17 protein-coding genes and 1 riboswitch are annotated in these 17,333 nt (G+C 38.1%); of the genes, 15 read left to right on the forward strand and 2 right to left on the reverse strand.

What is annotated here, in order from left to right:
* Nucleotides 1-10: 10 nt before the first annotated feature.
* The 6 genes from resA (at nucleotide 11) to ACRPLQ_RS00760 (ending at nucleotide 7,035) form a co-directional block, all read left to right on the forward strand.
* Nucleotides 11-532, forward strand: a complete 522-nt coding sequence (gene resA / locus ACRPLQ_RS00735) for a thiol-disulfide oxidoreductase ResA (RefSeq protein WP_028411536.1) — start codon at nucleotides 11-13, stop codon at nucleotides 530-532.
* A 12-nt stretch (nucleotides 533-544) separates the two neighbouring features.
* Nucleotides 545-2,167 carry a cytochrome c biogenesis protein ResB gene (locus ACRPLQ_RS00740; RefSeq protein ID WP_367076863.1) on the forward strand — a complete coding sequence of 541 codons (1,623 nt, stop codon included), beginning with the start codon at nucleotides 545-547 and terminating at the stop codon, nucleotides 2,165-2,167.
* A gap of 11 nt (nucleotides 2,168-2,178) precedes the next feature.
* Entirely contained in the window at nucleotides 2,179-3,357 is a 1,179-nt protein-coding gene (ccsB, locus tag ACRPLQ_RS00745; protein WP_034270935.1) for a c-type cytochrome biogenesis protein CcsB, read from the forward strand.
* A 328-nt stretch (nucleotides 3,358-3,685) separates the two neighbouring features.
* Nucleotides 3,686-4,402: a response regulator transcription factor gene (locus tag ACRPLQ_RS00750; RefSeq protein ID WP_013059051.1), complete on the forward strand. Its 717-nt coding sequence runs from the start codon at nucleotides 3,686-3,688 to the stop codon at nucleotides 4,400-4,402.
* Nucleotides 4,402-6,174 carry an ATP-binding protein gene (locus ACRPLQ_RS00755; RefSeq protein ID WP_033579740.1) on the forward strand — a complete coding sequence of 591 codons (1,773 nt, stop codon included), beginning with the start codon at nucleotides 4,402-4,404 and terminating at the stop codon, nucleotides 6,172-6,174. Before ACRPLQ_RS00750 ends, ACRPLQ_RS00755 begins: the two co-directional genes overlap by 1 nt.
* 171 nt (nucleotides 6,175-6,345) lie before the next feature.
* Nucleotides 6,346-7,035: a peptidoglycan DD-metalloendopeptidase family protein gene (locus tag ACRPLQ_RS00760; RefSeq protein WP_048019799.1), complete on the forward strand. Its 690-nt coding sequence runs from the start codon at nucleotides 6,346-6,348 to the stop codon at nucleotides 7,033-7,035.
* 31 nt (nucleotides 7,036-7,066) lie between these two features.
* On the opposite strand, the gene serA is transcribed toward ACRPLQ_RS00760, so the two are convergent.
* Entirely contained in the window at nucleotides 7,067-8,641 is a 1,575-nt protein-coding gene (gene serA, locus ACRPLQ_RS00765; protein WP_045292938.1) for a phosphoglycerate dehydrogenase, read from the reverse strand.
* A gap of 299 nt (nucleotides 8,642-8,940) precedes the next feature.
* Nucleotides 8,941-9,083, forward strand: a riboswitch (FMN riboswitch).
* A gap of 154 nt (nucleotides 9,084-9,237) precedes the next feature.
* Here serA and ACRPLQ_RS00770 point away from each other — a divergent pair.
* Entirely contained in the window at nucleotides 9,238-9,813 is a 576-nt protein-coding gene (locus ACRPLQ_RS00770) for an ECF transporter S component (protein WP_028411530.1), read from the forward strand.
* A gap of 81 nt (nucleotides 9,814-9,894) precedes the next feature.
* On the opposite strand, the gene ACRPLQ_RS00775 is transcribed toward ACRPLQ_RS00770, so the two are convergent.
* Nucleotides 9,895-10,143 carry a ferredoxin gene (locus ACRPLQ_RS00775; RefSeq protein ID WP_013059046.1) on the reverse strand — a complete coding sequence of 83 codons (249 nt, stop codon included), beginning with the start codon at nucleotides 10,141-10,143 and terminating at the stop codon, nucleotides 9,895-9,897.
* 257 nt (nucleotides 10,144-10,400) lie between these two features.
* Here ACRPLQ_RS00775 and ACRPLQ_RS00780 point away from each other — a divergent pair, with 257 nt between their 5' ends.
* The 8 genes from ACRPLQ_RS00780 (at nucleotide 10,401) to ACRPLQ_RS00815 (ending at nucleotide 17,106) form a co-directional block, all read left to right on the forward strand.
* The gene (locus ACRPLQ_RS00780) at nucleotides 10,401-11,450 is read left to right on the forward strand and encodes a helix-turn-helix domain-containing protein (protein ID WP_033579742.1); all 1,050 of its coding nucleotides are present in this window, start codon (nucleotides 10,401-10,403) and stop codon (nucleotides 11,448-11,450) included.
* Between the two features lie 23 nt (nucleotides 11,451-11,473).
* Nucleotides 11,474-12,991: a RecQ family ATP-dependent DNA helicase gene (locus ACRPLQ_RS00785; protein WP_028411528.1), complete on the forward strand. Its 1,518-nt coding sequence runs from the start codon at nucleotides 11,474-11,476 to the stop codon at nucleotides 12,989-12,991.
* The gene (locus tag ACRPLQ_RS00790; protein ID WP_028411527.1) at nucleotides 12,991-13,596 is read left to right on the forward strand and encodes a CPBP family intramembrane glutamic endopeptidase; all 606 of its coding nucleotides are present in this window, start codon (nucleotides 12,991-12,993) and stop codon (nucleotides 13,594-13,596) included. Before ACRPLQ_RS00785 ends, ACRPLQ_RS00790 begins: the two co-directional genes overlap by 1 nt.
* Before the next feature lie 88 nt (nucleotides 13,597-13,684).
* Nucleotides 13,685-14,140, forward strand: a complete 456-nt coding sequence (locus ACRPLQ_RS00795) for a DUF2663 family protein (protein ID WP_033579743.1) — start codon at nucleotides 13,685-13,687, stop codon at nucleotides 14,138-14,140.
* Nucleotides 14,141-14,194: 54 nt separating this feature from the next.
* Nucleotides 14,195-14,569 carry a hypothetical protein gene (locus ACRPLQ_RS00800; RefSeq protein ID WP_028411525.1) on the forward strand — a complete coding sequence of 125 codons (375 nt, stop codon included), beginning with the start codon at nucleotides 14,195-14,197 and terminating at the stop codon, nucleotides 14,567-14,569.
* Between the two features lie 20 nt (nucleotides 14,570-14,589).
* A complete protein-coding gene (locus ACRPLQ_RS00805) occupies nucleotides 14,590-15,357 on the forward strand; it encodes a metallophosphoesterase (RefSeq protein ID WP_099331265.1) in 768 nt (255 codons plus the stop codon).
* A 107-nt stretch (nucleotides 15,358-15,464) separates the two neighbouring features.
* Nucleotides 15,465-16,376, forward strand: coding sequence for a MerR family transcriptional regulator (locus ACRPLQ_RS00810; RefSeq protein WP_028411523.1), 912 nt, complete (start codon nucleotides 15,465-15,467; stop codon nucleotides 16,374-16,376).
* Between the two features lie 127 nt (nucleotides 16,377-16,503).
* Nucleotides 16,504-17,106: a genetic competence negative regulator gene (locus ACRPLQ_RS00815; protein ID WP_025750420.1), complete on the forward strand. Its 603-nt coding sequence runs from the start codon at nucleotides 16,504-16,506 to the stop codon at nucleotides 17,104-17,106.
* The last annotated feature ends 227 nt before the right edge of the window (nucleotides 17,107-17,333 follow it).

Raw genomic sequence — 17,333 nt, forward strand, 5'->3', positions numbered from 1 at the left:
AGTTCGTGCTATGAAAAAAAAGCGCTTGATTATTCGAACAGTTATATTAGCAGTTTTACTGTGCGCGGTTGGATATACCCTTTATGCTCAATTTTTTGCTGATAAACAAAAGGTATCGGTAGGAGATGAGGCACCTGACTTTATATTAAGAGATATTAATGGAGAAACTCATCAGCTATCAGATTACAAAGGCAAAGGAGTTTTTTTGAATTTTTGGGGAACATGGTGCAAGCCCTGTAAACAAGAGATGCCGGCGATGGAAAAGCAGTATGCAGCATATAAAAAGCAAGGCGTTGAAATTTTAGCTGTTAACGTTGCAGAAACGAATATAGCGGTAGAGCAGTTTGCTAAACAATATGGGCTATCTTTTCCAATTTTGATGGATAAAGATTCACAAGTGTTGGGTGCGTACGGGATAGATCCTCTTCCGACTACGTTTTTAATTGATAAAAACGGAAAGATTGTAGACAGCTTTATTGGCGGATTAGAAGAATCTAAAATAAAAGAATATATGGAAGAAATTAAACCATAGGGAGTGTTGACAATGAAACACGTAAAATGTGAATGTGGACACGTTAACCCGCATGGTACGATTTTGTGTGAAGCCTGTGGTAAACCAATTGCAGAAGAAACAACTGAAAAATTAGTAGATATGCGTTATGAAGGAAGCGCAAGGCGATCGCAAACGTACAATAAAACAGTTATCGATAAAATATGGAATTTTTTCTCTTCTGTAAAGGTAGGCATTTGGATCATTATTGTGACGCTTGTTGCGTCTGCAGTCGGAACCATTTATCCTCAAGAAGCTTACATACCTCCTAATGTGACAGCAGGTGAGTATTATCAAAAGGAATATGGATGGACAGGAGAGCTTTATTATAAGTTAGGTTTTCATCATCTCTATGAATCGTGGTGGTACTTGCTTTTAATTGCTGCTTTAGGAATGTCGTTAGTCATTTGCAGTTTAGATCGAGTAGTGCCTTTGTACCGAGCTCTAAAAAAGCAGAGTGTAACAAAACATCCAAACTTCTTAAAGAGACAGCGTTTATACAGCACTTCATCATCGTGGACGGATCAAGATTATGAACATGTAAAAAGCATGCTGAAAAAAAGAAGATACTCTATTCGCGAAGAAAAGGGCAATCTGCTGGCTGAAAAAGGACGCTTCTCAAGATGGGGTCCATACGTTAATCATATCGGTCTCATTATCTTTTTACTAGGTGCTATGCTTAGATTTGTACCAGGTATGTATATAGATGAAGTTCTTTGGATCCGTGAAGGTGAAACAAAAGTTATTCCTGGGACGAACGGAGAGTATTTTTTGAAAAACCATCGTTTTACTGTGGAAACGTATGATAAAGATAGCGAAAGCGCCGTGTTTCAAGAAGCAATTGATCGTGCAGGGAATAATAAAGTAGCCAAAAAATATGAAGCGGATGTTAGTCTGTATAAGCGCGAAGGAAAGCTTATACCGGGAGCAGATCCAAAGCTAAAGAAAATAAAAGATTCAGAGATTCGTGTGAATCAGCCGCTTAAGTTTGAAGGATATGCCATGTACCAAGTGGACTTCAAGTTAAATGAGTTTAGCTCTATGTCTTTCCATTTAACAGATAAAAATGCAAATAAAAACGTTGGTTCACTTACAGTAGATTTACATAATCCAAAAGCAACATATGATTTAAAAAACGGATATAAAGTCAAGCTCATGAGCTACTTTCCAGACTTTTTCTTTGATGATGAAGGAAACCCAAATACAAAAACAAGAGTGCCTAACAACCCGGCTTTTGTATTTAAAATGATTACGCCTCAGCATAAAAAAGGCGAAGTTGCTTTTGTTGGAATTAGAGAGAACTTGGAACCGCTAGGAAATAACGATTATAAAATGACCTTTGCTGGTGTGGAAACGAAAAATGTAACGGGATTAACCGTTCGCAGAGACTATACGCTTTGGTTTTTAGGGATTGGCGGAGCCATCTTTATGATTGGTGTGATTCAAGGGATGTATTGGAATCATCGCCGCATGTGGATTCAAAAAGTCAATAATGAGATATGGTCGGCCGCACATACAAATAAAAACTGGTATGGTCTTAAAAAAGAATTAAATGGTTTATTAGAATCCACATCCCTCACACAGCTGAAGGACCAAAATGATAAAGAAACAAAATAGGAGGAAAAAGCATGGATTACGCGAGTATAAGTAGTAATTTACTGTATGTGGCGTTTATTGCTTATTTAGTTGCAACCTTTTTTTTCGGAGGAGCTATTCGAGATAAGCGAGCAGCTCAAAAGAAAACAAAGTGGGCAACGTTTGGAATTGCGGTTACCATCATCGGTTTTATTGCACAGATTGGCTATTTCATTACAAGGTGGATTGCATCAGGCCACGCTCCTGTTAGTAATTTATTTGAATTTACGACGTTTTTTGGCATGATGCTTGTTGGCGCATTTATTGTTATTTACTTTATTTATCGTCTTAGCATGCTTGGACTTTTTGCCTTGCCGGTGGCTCTTTTAATCATTGCTTATGCAAGCATGTTTCCAACTGAAATTACGCCGCTGATACCAGCTCTCCAGACGAATTGGCTGCATATTCACGTTACAACGGCAGCTACGGGTGAAGCCGTGCTTTCCATTAGCTTTGTTGCAGGATTGATTTATTTAATCAAAACAATTGATCAATCCAAGCGAAATAAAAAAGCATTTTGGCTGGAATTCATCCTGTATACGCTTATTAGTACGCTTGGGTTTGTAGCGGTGACGCTGGCTTTTAATGCGGCTCACTACGAGTCATCATTTAATTGGGTTAATAAAAGTGGCGAACAAGAGCAAGTCGTATATCATATGGTTCCGCTAGTGGGGCCTCATCAAAGTGAGTGGACAGACGGGAACGACATACAGCCGCTTGTTGATATGCCGGCTATTATCAATGCTAAAAAATTAAATACGGTTATTTGGTCGTTAGCCGGTGGGTTTGTCTTATATTGGCTGATTCGTCTTATTTTACGGAAGCGAATTGGAGCCGCACTGCAGCCGCTTGTAAAGCAGGTAAACAGCGACTTGCTTGATGAAGTAAGCTACAGAGCAGTGGCGATTGGATTTCCTATTTTTACATTAGGAGCACTTATTTTCGCTATGATTTGGGCTCAGATGGCCTGGACGCGCTTTTGGGGATGGGACCCCAAAGAGGTGTGGGCGCTGATCACCTTTTTATTTTATGCCGCTTTTCTTCATCTTCGGCTGTCTAAAGGATGGCACGGTGAAAAATCAGCTTGGCTGGCAGTTGGCGGGTTTGCCATCATCATGTTCAACTTAGTGGCCGTGAACCTAGTTATTGCAGGTTTACATTCATATGCGTAACCTTTAAAAATAGAATAGAGGCTGAAATAAAGATATTTTAGTTGAAGAAGATCCGAACGATGAGTTGAGATTCTTGATGGAGAATCACATTCGTTCGGATTTTTTTATTTGCATGGTGAACGGAGGCTTCATATATGTAGTTGCTTCTAGCTCCTGTATTTTATTTGTCCATCTGTAGATTGGATGGATTTCGATATGTCTCAACCTCTTTTTTGAGGAAAAAAGCTATTTTTCATAAAGGTGTTCACGAATTGTCACATTGTTTGGGTAACATAAGTAGAACTCGCCGGTTTTTTTTTGTACACTAAGACTAGGAGGTTGAAAATACATGCAAAACGAACAAAGATTACTGCTAGTAGACGATGAAGATCGCATTAGACGATTGTTAAAAATGTACTTAGAAAAAGAAGGATACATCATTGAAGAAGCAGCCGACGGGCATGAAGCAATCGAAAAAGCGTTACACATAGATTATGATTTGATTGTATTAGATTTAATGATGCCTGGCATAGACGGTATTGAGGTCTGTAAACAAATTCGCGAGAAAAAAGCAACTCCTATTATCATGCTTACAGCTAAAGGTGAAGAAGTAAACAGAGTCCAAGGGTTTGAAGTAGGTACAGATGATTACATCGTTAAGCCGTTTAGCCCAAGAGAAGTGGTTCTTCGCGTAAAAGCACTGCTTCGACGTTCTTCTCAAGCAACGTTTATTCAGCCAGAAACGAGCGTGAAAAACCTTATTGTCTTTGATCACTTAACGATTGATAATGATGCACATCGCGTTACAGCAGACGGAAAAGAAGTTAACTTAACTCCAAAAGAATATGAATTATTGTGCTACCTTGCAAAAACGCCAGATAAAGTATACGACAGAGAGCAGCTGCTGCGTGAAGTGTGGCATTATGATTTCTTTGGAGATCTTCGTACGGTAGATACGCACGTCAAGCGTTTGCGTGAAAAGTTAAATCGCGTATCGTCACAAGCGGCGAAAATGATCGTAACCGTTTGGGGAGTAGGGTATAAATTTGAGGTTGAAAATAACTGATGTTTTGGAGAAGTGTAGTTGGTAAACTATGGTTTACTATCCTATTGCTCGTTACGCTTGTTTTATTTATTTTGACCATTTTACTGCTTCAGTTTTTTGAAAATTATCATGTTGTAGACGCAGAAAACCGTTTAACTAAAACGGCTGCTAAAATCTCTACCATTGTGCAGGAAACAGAGGATGAAAAGCTAGGACTATCCATTGCTCGTGAACTTGCAGATCAAGCAAGTGTAGTTATTGTTCAGGATAAAGATTTCTATTGGCATTCCACACATCCTGATAAAGAAAATAAGAAAGCTATTTCGGCCATTGTTAAACAAAACGATCAGCTAAATCAAGTGGTTGAAAAAGGTAAAGTAATACGGGAAAAAATGTACATGACCACAAAGAAAGACACGAGTGATGAGCCTTTAATGTTTGTTGTCGGTGTACCTTTAATGAAAGATAATAAACCGACAGGCGGCGTTTATCTGTATCAATCTCTTTCTGAAATTGAAGAGCCCGCTCAATATACGACTAAGTTCATTTTATTGGCTGCAGGTATTGCTATTATTTTAACTACTATCTTTGCTTTTTTCTTATCCACTCGAATTACAGCACCTCTTAGAAAAATGAGGCAGGCGGCATTTGAAGTAACAAAAGGGAACTTTGATACAAAAGTACCTATTTTAACTCACGATGAAATTGGGGAGTTAGCGATTGCTTTTAATCAAATGGGCAGGCAGTTAAAGTTTAATCTCAATGCGCTCAATCAGGAAAAAGAACAGCTTTCAAGTATTTTAAGCAGTATGGCAGACGGTGTTATTACGTTTAGTAGAGACGGATCGATTTTAATTACCAATCCCCCAGCGGAGCATTTTCTTCAGACTTGGTATTACGAGCAGGATGTGAACAACCAGCAGGTGCCTGAGCTTCCAGCAAACGTCGTGCATTTGTTTCAAACGGTAGTAGAGACTGAAACGGAGCGAAGTGCAGAGTTGAAAATTCAAGGGAAAACGTGGGTCATTTTAATGTCACCGCTCTATAATCAAACGAAAATCCGCGGTGCTGTAGCTGTACTGCGAGATATGTCTGAAGAGCGTAAACTTGATAAATCAAGAAAAGATTTTATTGCAAACGTGTCTCATGAATTGCGTACACCTATTTCTATGCTTCAAGGTTATAGTGAAGCTATTATTGACGATATTGCAAGTACGGATGAAGAAAAGAAAGAAATTGCACAGGTGATTTATGATGAATCACTCCGTATGGGCCGGCTTGTAAATGAACTTTTAGATTTAGCGCGAATGGAAGCGGGACATGTGCAGCTTCACTTAGAATCTGTAGCAATGGTTGAATTTACAGAACGTGTTTTGCGCAAGTTTCAAGGGTTAGCTAAAGAAAAACATATTAAACTGTCTCTTAATGGAAAAATAGAAGATGAATTTGAAGCGATGATTGATTCAGACCGTATGGAACAAGTGCTGACAAACTTAATTGATAATGCCATTCGTCATACGGATGACTACGGAGAAGTAAAGCTGCATCTTGATAAAAGTCAATCCGAAATCCATCTTTCTGTTCAAGATACGGGAGCAGGGATTCCAAAAGAAGATCTTCCGTTTGTATTTGAGCGATTTTATAAAGCTGATAAAGCCAGAACGAGAGGAAAGTCAGGAACTGGTCTTGGGCTTGCGATCGCTAAAAATATCGTGGAGGCACACCAAGGGATTATTGCGGTTGAAAGTGAATTAAATGAAGGAACAACTTTCTTTATCAAACTGCCAAAGTAAACACATGCTAAATAACAGTTTGTCTTCGGCTGAAATAATAAGAATAGTAAAGAGATGTGATTCATTGGAGAATCACATCTCTTTATTTTTTCTATAAACAAGTCTAAAAGAGAAGGAATTGGCATATAGTATGTTTTGTGTGCAATGATCTACATAGGAGGTTCTTTCTTCATGATTGACGTGTTAAGAAGAATATTGGTTGTATTAGTGATGGGATTGTGTATAGGTCTTTTATTTTTGGGCGGGCAAATGGTAAAGGCAGAAGAGAAGCAGTGGGAGTGGCCGGTTGAAGGAGTCTTAACTGATATATTTGGTTCTCGTCACGCCAAACACTTTGGAATCGATATAGCAGCACCTGTTGGTACACAGGTGTATGCTGTTGCAAAAGGAGTGGTGAGCCGCTCTTATTATTCAAATACATACGGGCAAGTTGTTTTTATCAAACAAACGAATGGATACGAAACGGTCTATGCTCATCTAGAGAAACGACTTGTTGCAGAAGGAAATTCTGTAGCCCCAGGTCAAAACATTGGATGGGTTGGCAATACAGGACGATCTTCAGGTGCACATTTGCATTTTGAAGTTCATCAAGGAAGTTGGAATCCGGATAAAACCAATGCGGTAAACCCACTCGCCAAATTGGACAAGCAAAAACTATCGGCATACGTAAAAAACGATTTAGCTGCCACGGTTTTTCAGCAGTTACATCAGGCTTCTGATAACTGTATTCTTATCCATCAAGGAGATACATTATCTGAACTTGCGGCCAAATATGAAGTCGATGTGGAGCAGCTAAGAAAGTGGAATCATTTAGAGAACACCGCTTTAAATGCAGGACAAGTGTTAAAAATAAGTCCATAAAAAAAGAGCCGCTAAGGCTCTTTTTTCAATGTTACAACTCAATGCGCTGTATGGTCACAATTTCGCTTGTTTGTTTTAATGAATTGATGACAGAATCATCTAAAAGTTTATCAAACGTGAGCATCATAATGGCTTCTCCGCCTTTTTGCTTACGGCCCACTTGCATGGTAGCAATGTTAATACGTAAATCTCCAAGTACTTTCCCTACATTTCCAATAACTCCGGGCTGATCACTGTGACGGATATAAAGAAGATGTCCTTCTGGATAAAAATCAATATCAAACGAATCAATATTAACAATTCGAGGTCCATATCCTGCTATATAAGTGCCCGTAATCGTAAATGTACGCTGTTCGCCTGTTACTGTAACGTCAATTATATTAGAATATCCTTGCGTATCTTCCGATGTTTTTTCACCAAATGTAATTCCTCGTTCTTTGGCAATCATAGAAGCATTGACTTCGTTAACAGGTGAGTCAATACGATGGGTTAAAAAGCCTGATAACAAGCTCCGTGTAATATAAGTGGTTTCTAAATCCGTCACTGTACCTCCGTAGGAGATCGAGATATGCTGAACGGGTTCTCGCATGCATTGAGATAAAATAGCTCCCATTTGTTTAGTAAGGCTCGTAAACGGCTGAATTTTTTCAAAAACTTCTTTAGAAAGCGTTGGTAAATTAATGGATGAACTTACAGGATTACCTTCTAGAAAACGCAGAACGTCATGTGCCACGTCTTCAGCAACGTTAAGCTGGGCTTCTTTTGTAGAAGCTCCTAAATGGGGAGTTGTAATAACTTGATCAAAATGTAACAAAGGGTTATCAATCGGCGGTTCAACTTCAAATACGTCAATAGCTGCACCTTGAACATGGCCAATTTCTAAATAATGAACTAAGGCTTTTTCATCAATGATCCCGCCGCGTGCGCAGTTTAATAAAAATACACCCTTCTTTGTTTTGGCTAATGTTTCATGATTGAGCAATCCCTTGGTTTCTTTCGTAAGCGGAGTGTGTACGGTAATTACATCCGCTGCTGCTAGTAATTCATCCAGGGATAATAGTTCTACGCCTAGCTTTTCAGCTCGGGAAGAGGTTAAAAAAGGATCGTAAACGTGAACGCTCATATTGAAGGCTTTTGCGCGTTTAGCAAGCTCTGAGCCAATTCGTCCAAATCCGATAATGCCCAGGTGTTTGCGATTAAGCTCTGTTCCAACAAATGCTGAGCGGTTCCATTCGCGCGCTTTGACTGAAGCATTTCCTTGGGGGATATGCCGAAACAAGCTAGCCATCATAGCAAATGTATGTTCCGCCGTTGAAATGGTATTTCCGTTCGGCGCGTTAATAACGACAACCCCTCGTTTGGTTGAGGCTTCAATATCAATATTATCGACACCTACTCCAGCGCGAGCAACAATTTTTAAATTCGGCATTTTTGCCAGCAAATCCTCTGTAACCGTCGTAGCACTCCGTACTAAAAGCGCATCGTACGTATGCAAATCATTCTCAACTTCTTCAACTTTTTTTCGCGTAAGATTCACATGAGGAGCTTCAAGTAGTGGAGCAAGACCTTCATTGCTAATTGAATCAGCTACTAATACGTTATACATGACGTGAACATCTCCCTTGGATTTTACTATCATCAAATATTTGATAATTTACCATGTTAAAAAAATTCTGTCAATTATATTTTTTAAACTTTACAATTAGTTATCAAATACACAATTGTAAACGTAAAATTGAAACTATAAATATGTCATAATGCTGTTGGTTATGCACTTATTTCCTTATTTTACATATAAAACAGTAATGAAGTTTATAAAAGACATCAATTTAATAGGAATTAAAAAAACTTCTTTATTTACTTTTAATTCGAGATAACATATAATAAATTCATAATTAAATATTGGTCTATCTTCGGGGCAGGGTGAAATTCCCGACCGGCGGTAAAAAACAAATTGTTTTGAGCCCGCGAGCTTATATGTAATACATACGAGCAGATTTGGTGAAATTCCAAAGCCGACAGTACAGTCTGGATGGGAGAAGGTGGAGGTTCAGCGTTCAAAACCTAATGTGATGAACGTTTATTAAATATGCCTGCCATGTCTCCTCTCAACGAATCATTTGTTGGGAGGTTTTTGCGTGGGGATATGAAGTTGAACCTTTCTTCTTTGAAGAGTGGATCACAAAGAAGGAGAGAGGCAAGATGCAACAAAGTAAGAAAACTCAAAAGCTGGTTATACTAGGAATGTTAAGCAGTATTGCTTACATTTTAATGATGATTAATTTTCCGATTCCTGGATTACCTCCGTTTTTAACAATTGATTTTAGCGAAATTCCTGCACTCGTAGCAGCACTTGTATTTGGACCTATGGCTGCTGTTATAGTAGAAGGAATAAAAAATTTATTGAATTATTTAATTCAAGGAAGTGCTACAGGGGTTCCGGTTGGTCAAGTGGCGAACTTTGTAGCTGGTTTACTGTTCGTTCTTCCTGTATCATATATGTTCCGTCGATTTAAAACAGCTAAAGGCGTAACGATAGGTTTGGTTACGGGTACGGTTGTAATGACGGTACTCATGGCTGTCTTAAATTATTATGTCTTTTTACCGGCGTATACAATCTTCTTACAATCGCCAGAAATGTCTAGTGAACAAGCGCGTCAATATATCGTTGCAGGTATTTTGCCGTTTAACTTAATAAAAGGAGCAGCAACAGGGGTTATTTTTGTCTTATTGTTTTCAAAAATGAAGCAATGGATCACGCGCCGCGTTGCTGTTTAATTCAATCGCTCTCCCGGGGAGAGCGATTTTTATATATAAAAAAACCTGCAGCATGTACTATACTACAGGTTTGTTCAATACTTATTCGAATTTATTAGCATCGCCTTCGAATTTTTCATCCGCTACGCGAATTGAATCCGTAGGGCAGCCTTCCATTGCATCCATCATATCATCTTCTAGATCTTCTGGAATTTCTACTACACCTTGGTTATCATCTAATGTTACGAATGCAATACCTTCATCATCATAATCATAAATGTCTGGTGCTGCTGCTCCGCAAGCGCCGCATGCGATGCAAGTATCTTTATCAACAATTGTATATTTTGGCATAACAAGACCTCCTGTAAAGTGTTCGAAAATTTCTCATTATATAATCTCTTCGCGAATCAAGAGTGAAATTTCTCCTTATTCATTGTAAAATGATTTATAAAACTTTTCAATAGAAAAGTCACTGAGAATGCTTATCAAATCAAGGTTTCTTCACTTATCCAAACGTTTTGATACATAAAGGAAAGAGCTAAAAAGCCTTTATCTCACATGCTATTGGTCACTTTTGGTACAATGAATGAGAAAGGAAGTTGACACCTTTGAATTATATTCAAGTTAGCATTTTATTTTGTATAAAACAGTTAAAAGGTGAGCGAACCGCCTATGGTATTTATCATTTATTAACAGGTAAAAAGTCAGCGCAAACAATTCAAGACGGAAAAATTTTTGGAATCTCTTTTCTTTTTCAGTCATTTTTTTACTTAGATAAACGGTCTTTTGAAACCTGCGTTGCATATTTAAAAGAACAGCAGTATATCGAAGAAACTGAAAATCAAAAGTATGTGATGACAGATAAGGGACGAACACGCCTTGAAGATGAACTGACGGCTCGGCCCTTTCATCCAGCTTTAGACGGATGGAAATTCGCAAGCAGTACTCAATTATTTTTAGCAAGAATCACTTTGTTCATTCAGACCTTATCAAACCTACAGTATTTTCAAAAAGGGTTTTTACCCATTTCCAAAAATCCTGAGGTCATTCAATGGGTCAAAACGTATATTATGTCTCAAAAGCAAACGCGTCAAGAGTTAGCCGCCGAGCTATTCAAAGAGCTCCGAACGTGCTTGAAAGATTGTACGGAACGGGATGCGTCTCTTTTTGTTTTGCAACTGACTGGATACGAAAGAGTAGGCTTTACAAAAAATCAGTTAGCATATCAATATGAACTCGATGAGCATTATGTGCATATTCAACTTTTAGGGGTTATTCATCATATCATTGAAAAAGTGAGTCAAAATAATGAAAGCTTTCATGTACTTTCTTCTTTTTTGCATGATCTATATTTAGAATTGCCTTTGACAAGCTCGACGTTAAAAACGTATAGCTGGCTTCAAAAAGGAAAGACGCTTGAAGAAATTGCTTATATAAGGCGTTTAAAAGAAAGTACAATTGAAGATCATATTGCAGAATTAGCTCTGTTTGTTCCATCTTTTTCAATCGATGCATACGTATCGCCTAAGCAGCAGGAAGAAATTATCTCGGCTTTTGAAAGTTTGCGTACAAATAAATTAAAGGCGATAAAGGAAGAAGTAAAAGACGGCGTTACCTATTTTCAGATTCGTCTCGTATTAGCAAAACATTTTACCTGATACTAAAAAAAGTGGTGTTTGATGTGAAGATAGAACAACTTCTACAGAAACAATTTGGCTATAGCCAATTTCGACTAGGACAAAAAGAGATTATTCAAGATATTTTAACAGGTCATAATGTGTTAGCGGTTCTTCCTACAGGAACAGGGAAATCATTGTGCTATCAGCTCCCCGCTTATGTGTTGAACCGACCGGTGCTGATTGTATCTCCTTTAATTTCACTGATGGAAGATCAAGTTCAACAACTAAAGGCAAGTGGAGAAAAGAGAGTTATTGCCTTAAATAGTTTCCTACAACAAGAAGAAAAAAGACGGGCGCTAAAAGATTTAGCTTTTTATCGTTTTATTTATGCATCTCCTGAAATTTTGCAAAACGCTGTTGTGGTAGAAGCATTAAAACAGGCAAAGGTAGGCCTTTTCGTTGTGGACGAGGCGCACTGTATTTCTCAGTGGGGACATGATTTCCGTTTGGATTATCTTCAGTTAGGAGATATATGGAAGGAACTTGGCAGTCCGCTATGTCTGGCACTAACAGGAACTGCGACTAGGGAAGTAGTGGAAGATATTAAGCGTTACTTATCGCTGCCTGCTGTCAACGAGCACATCTATTCCATGAATCGAAGTAATATTGCGATGAAAGTTGATTTTGTTGCAAGTATTGAAGAGAAAAAAGAGAAGTTGCTGATGTACGTTAGTGAACTGCAAAGTCCAGGAATTATCTATTGTTCCAGCCGATCTTGGACAGAAGCATTAACACAGCTTCTAAAGGAAAATGGGATACAGCGAGTGCAGTATTACCATGGGGGAATGGAACCGAATGAAAGAATGCTTGTTCAACAGCAATTTTTAGAAAACCAGCTTGATATCATTTGCTGCACAAGTGCATTTGGAATGGGGGTTAATAAATCGAATGTTCGCTTTGTTATTCATTTTCATACACCTACGCAGCTAGAAGCATACGTACAGGAAATTGGAAGAAGTGGACGCGATCAGCAAAACAGTATTGCGATTTTGCTTTATGCTGAAGGAGACGATGATTTTGCTCATTCTTTACTTGAAATTGAGCTTCCTTCTTCAGATATCATCTTATACTGCCTGTCGTATTTACGAAATCATGATCAGGCCATTCCTTTAAAACAAGTAGAGTCTCATTTTCTTTATACAGTGGGTATTCAAGAAACACATTGGCGATTTATTCGTTATTATTTGTACAGAGAAAATGTAGTGGAAAATGAACATGTTGAACCTAGGAAAATCCCTGAATCGCTGCATGAAACGATTGTTGCAGCTGTAAATAAACGTCTTCGAAACAAACATGACAAGTACCGTGCGATGAAGGAGTTTATTGAGGCAAAAGAATGCCGTCGTCAGGTGCTGCTTGGCTATTTCAATGAGCTGGGAAAATCAGAGCTTCAGAATTGTTGCGATTGCTGCGGATTGGATTTAGAAGCCTATAAAAAAACAAATGGTGAGCAAGAGCAATGGACATTTCAAGGCTGGGAATTAGAATTAGCTCGTTTGCTTCGTCAAGGAGAGATATAATGGCAAAGTCACAGCAAGAGCTTATTTCATCCATGACGGATGCAGAGCTGGTTAAAAATTTATATGTAACGCAGCTGCTCATCTGCTTTATTGCTTTAGGCATCGGTTTTTTCACATTTGATTCGTGGCATTCCTTTTTACAGTTTTTTGAGCTGGATTGGGCTTCTATTTTATTGTACGGGGGAGGTACAGCTCTCTTGGTAGTAGGAGGAGATATGCTTCTAATGAAGTGTGTACCCGAGCATTTATATGATGACGGAGGGATTAATGAACGTTTATTTGCTAATCGTTCCATTCCTCATCTAGCCCTTATTTGCCTAATCGTTGCATGTTCAGAAGAAATATTATTTCGAGGGGTTATACAAGTTCAGTTTGGCCTTTTTTGGGCGAGTATCGTATTTGCACTCGTTCACATTCGATATTTAAAAAAGTGGTTTCTATTTATTTCGGTTGTGGTTTTAAGCTTTTTAATAGGGTTGCTGTTTTGGTGGACTGAAAATTTGTATGTCACGATTTTTACTCATTTTCTCATTGATTTTTTATTAGGCCTGCAGATACGAAAGTCAAAAGGGAAATCTGTACAGTCAGAAGAACTCATGCAGTAAAGGTTAAGGAAACAGCCATTATTTTCAGTGTTATCCACATAATCTTTTATATTCACTCATATGTTGTACTAGCATACGAGGGGGTGGAATGTTGGAAAACAAGTTGATAGACTTTGAAAGCGATGAAACACTTCAATATATATTAGCGAGCGTTATCAAAAGAAAAGAGACGGTTAATAAGCTGAAAGCTAAAGAGAAAAGATGGAAGCTTTTGTTTTTAGCCAGCGTAACGGCTGTTATTAGCTACTTTTTTTTCATATTTCAAAGCGGTTTTTTTACGACGTTTAGCGAATTTTTCTCATTTTTGTTAGGTAACATAGGGCATTTGATGTTTCTATTGCTTACCGTCTCCCTTTATTTTTATACTGTACAGCTGCAGAAAAAAAGCGAGAAAGCGGAAAAGACTTTTCAAGACTTGCGCTGTGAGATTATTAAAAGAAGCAAAGAGCTATGGGCGACGCCTGAAACATGGGAGAACCGAAAAGAAACGTTCCGCTGGATGCAGTCCACTTATGGAATTAATTTATATCATGAAAATAAATAGAATCGCATGAAAAAGCCTCTTTTTACATAGAAGTTTAGTGAAGGGGGTTTTTTTGTGAGAGATTGGTTTAACTTGCTGGCTGCGTGGTTATGCAGTTATTATATCAGCAGTTTAACGGCTGTAGGCTCAAAAGCTTCGTTAACCTATTTACTTATTCAAATGATTTTACATCCGTTAGATGTGTTTGGTATTATAATTTTATTTTTCACGGCTCTTTTTTGTCTGTCGGCGGCAGTTCGTAAAGTGTTTCTGCAAAGTCGGTTGTTTCTAAAAGGCTATAAGGTAAAATGGCATGAATATCTTGTTTCATGTCTATGTGTGATAGGAGTTTTATCGTTAAGCACAGTTGCGCTTTATCAAGTAGTAGGTTTGTTAACAATTGCGACAATTTATGCCCTTTCTTCTTTAACAGAAACACACCGTGTATAAAATGAAAAGAAGGAGAATATATGGTTATTTCTTTAATTATTTTAGCGTTAGGCATAGGCCTGCTGATTTTTATGTTTTCGGAAGCCCATCGTACATATGTAGAAGAAAGAACGATTCATTTATCAGCATTTCCCGGAAATCAGCAGCCTTTACGCCTGTTTTTTATATCGGATGTACATAAGCGAACAGTTTCGTCGAAGCTGTTGGAAAAAATACCTGGTGAAGTAGACTTTGTGATCATAGGCGGTGACTTACTAGAAGGAGGAGTACCTTTATTGCGTGCTCGTCAAAATATTCAAAAGCTTAAAACGCTTGGACCGGTCTATTTTGTATGGGGAAATAATGATTACGAAGTAAGTCAAGTGCAATTGAAGCAGATGCTTAAGGATGAGGGAGTTATTACCCTTAAAAACGAGCATGTCTCTGCAGTTTCTAAACATGGTACTACATGCAATTTTGCGGGAGTAGATGATTTATCCGAAGGTGAGATGGATCTAAAGCGAGCTGTTTCTTCCATTGAACCTGACCAGCTTACCATTCTTCTAAGCCACAATCCTGATGTTATCTATTATGTAGATGAAGAATCAAAAGTAGATTTAATTTTGAGCGGACATACACACGGAGGACAGATACGCTTATTTAATTTTGGTATGTATGAATTAGGAGGGCTGAAAGAGAAAAGACAGATTCCTCTTTTTGTTAGTAATGGATATGGTACAACCTCCCTGCCTCTCCGTTTACAAGCTAGAGCACAAACGCATTATATCACTTTAAAAAGGAAAGAATAGCCTTGAACAAACTCTTTACATAGCATATACAAATTTTACACACAGGATAACTTATCCTATAATTCAATTAATAGAAACAGTTCACGAAGAGTAGTTGGAGGTTACGTATGGCTCACGAAGGGAAGTATAATATTAAAGCCATCTCAAATATGGTCGGGATCCAGCCGGGAACTTTGCGTGCATGGGAACGACGCTATCAAATTTTAAATCCTGTCCGCAATGAATCGGGGCATCGGTTATATACAGAGGAAGATTTGCGGAAATTAAAATGGCTCACGGAAAAAGTGAGCGGAGGTTTTACGATTAGTCAAGCGGTTTCGTTATTAGAAACGGAAAGTAGTACAGTAGGAGCGTTTGAAGAAGAAGGAGAAGTAGATTCCCCTCAGAAAATTAGGGATGAGCTGTTAACGATGCTTCTATCTTTTGAAGAAGGAAAAGCACAGGATTTAATTAATCATGCGTTTAGCCTGTATTCGGTAGAAAAAGTGGTTATTGATATTTTGGGTTCTCTACTCGTGACGGTTGGAGATATGTGGGAAAAAGGGCAAATCACAAGTGCTCATGAGCATTATACGACTCAAGTATTAAAAACGCGTATCAGCATGATTTTTTATTCGCTGCCTTCAAATGGCTTATTGCCTAAAGCGATTGCTGTATGTGGGCCTAATGAGACACATGAAGTTGGACTTCTAGTCTTTACGCTATTTTTACGCCGTAAAGGGTTTGAGGTTATTTATTTAGGAAGCAGCATTGAAGATAAAGATGTTGAGCTAATTGTTAAAGAAGTAGACCCAACGTTTTTATTTATGTCATGCACAATGATGGAAAATGCCGAGAAAACACTGAATTTGACGAACCAAATGATAAAGAAATTCCCGCATCTTAAAGTAGGATTAGGCGGTTATGTGTTTGATGGTTTAGATAGCAAAAGAAAAGGCGAGGCTCAGCCGTTTATTTTAGGAAATACAAAAGAAGAGTGGAACAGCTGGCTAACAAAAAAATTAGCAGAAATTGATTGAGAATAGCTTGTCTTTCCTTTCATAAACCTGTAAACTCGTAAGTAAACATCACGAACCGTTTTCCAAAAAATACATATACTGCATTATCGAACCATGTGGTTATGAGTGCAAGCGGGGAGGGACGCTAATGAGGCTTGAACGATTAAACTATAATAAGCTAAAAGTTTTTTTGACCTACGATGATTTAAAAGAAAGAGGGTTAACAAAAGAAGATCTATGGACAGATACATTCAAAGTAAAACAGCTCTTTCGTGAAATGATAGAGCAAGCTTCTCAAGAACTGAACTTTGAACCTACAAATTCTCTTTCGGTAGAAGTTTTTTCACTTCAAGCACAGGGAATGGTTGTATTTGTGACAAAGCAGTATGAAGAAGAAACCAGCTACGGTGAGTTCGATGAAGACGAGTTCGAGGACTTCATTGAAATGCAGGTCATGCTAGATGAAAGCGAAGACATGTTTTTTGAGTTTGATTCATTTGAAGATGTCATTCAGCTGACCAAGCGCATGTCAAACTTTTACGATACGGATAGCGTGCTCTATTCATTCGAAAAACGTTTTTACGTGCTGTTGGATTATCACATGCTGTCACCGGCTGAAGTTGGGAATATGATTGCGGTTTTGGCGGAGTATGGAAATCCCTCTACAATTACAAAGCACCGCGTAAATGAATATGGAAAAATATTAGTAGAAAAGAGAGCTCTGGAGTATATTAACTCTGTCTTTTCTTAACTGTTTAATTGAAATAATTACACCCGTGAAGGATAAAGCACTTTTATTAAAATAAGAGTGGCTGCACTTTCAGCTTGTACAAAGTTGTTGAAAGTGCTCTTTATCACCGGGTGTTTTTTATTTTTTTAAGACGATTAACGCATACTAGGAAAGAGGCAGACTTAAAACATTGTAGCATACCTTGTAAAGTTATTGGAAGCGTTTTCTTAGAAGAACACAAAAAATAC

The sequence above is a fragment of the Priestia sp. TRN 1309 genome (assembly GCF_050846875.1).
GTDB classification, from domain to species: Bacteria; Bacillota; Bacilli; order Bacillales; family Bacillaceae_H; genus Priestia; species Priestia zanthoxyli.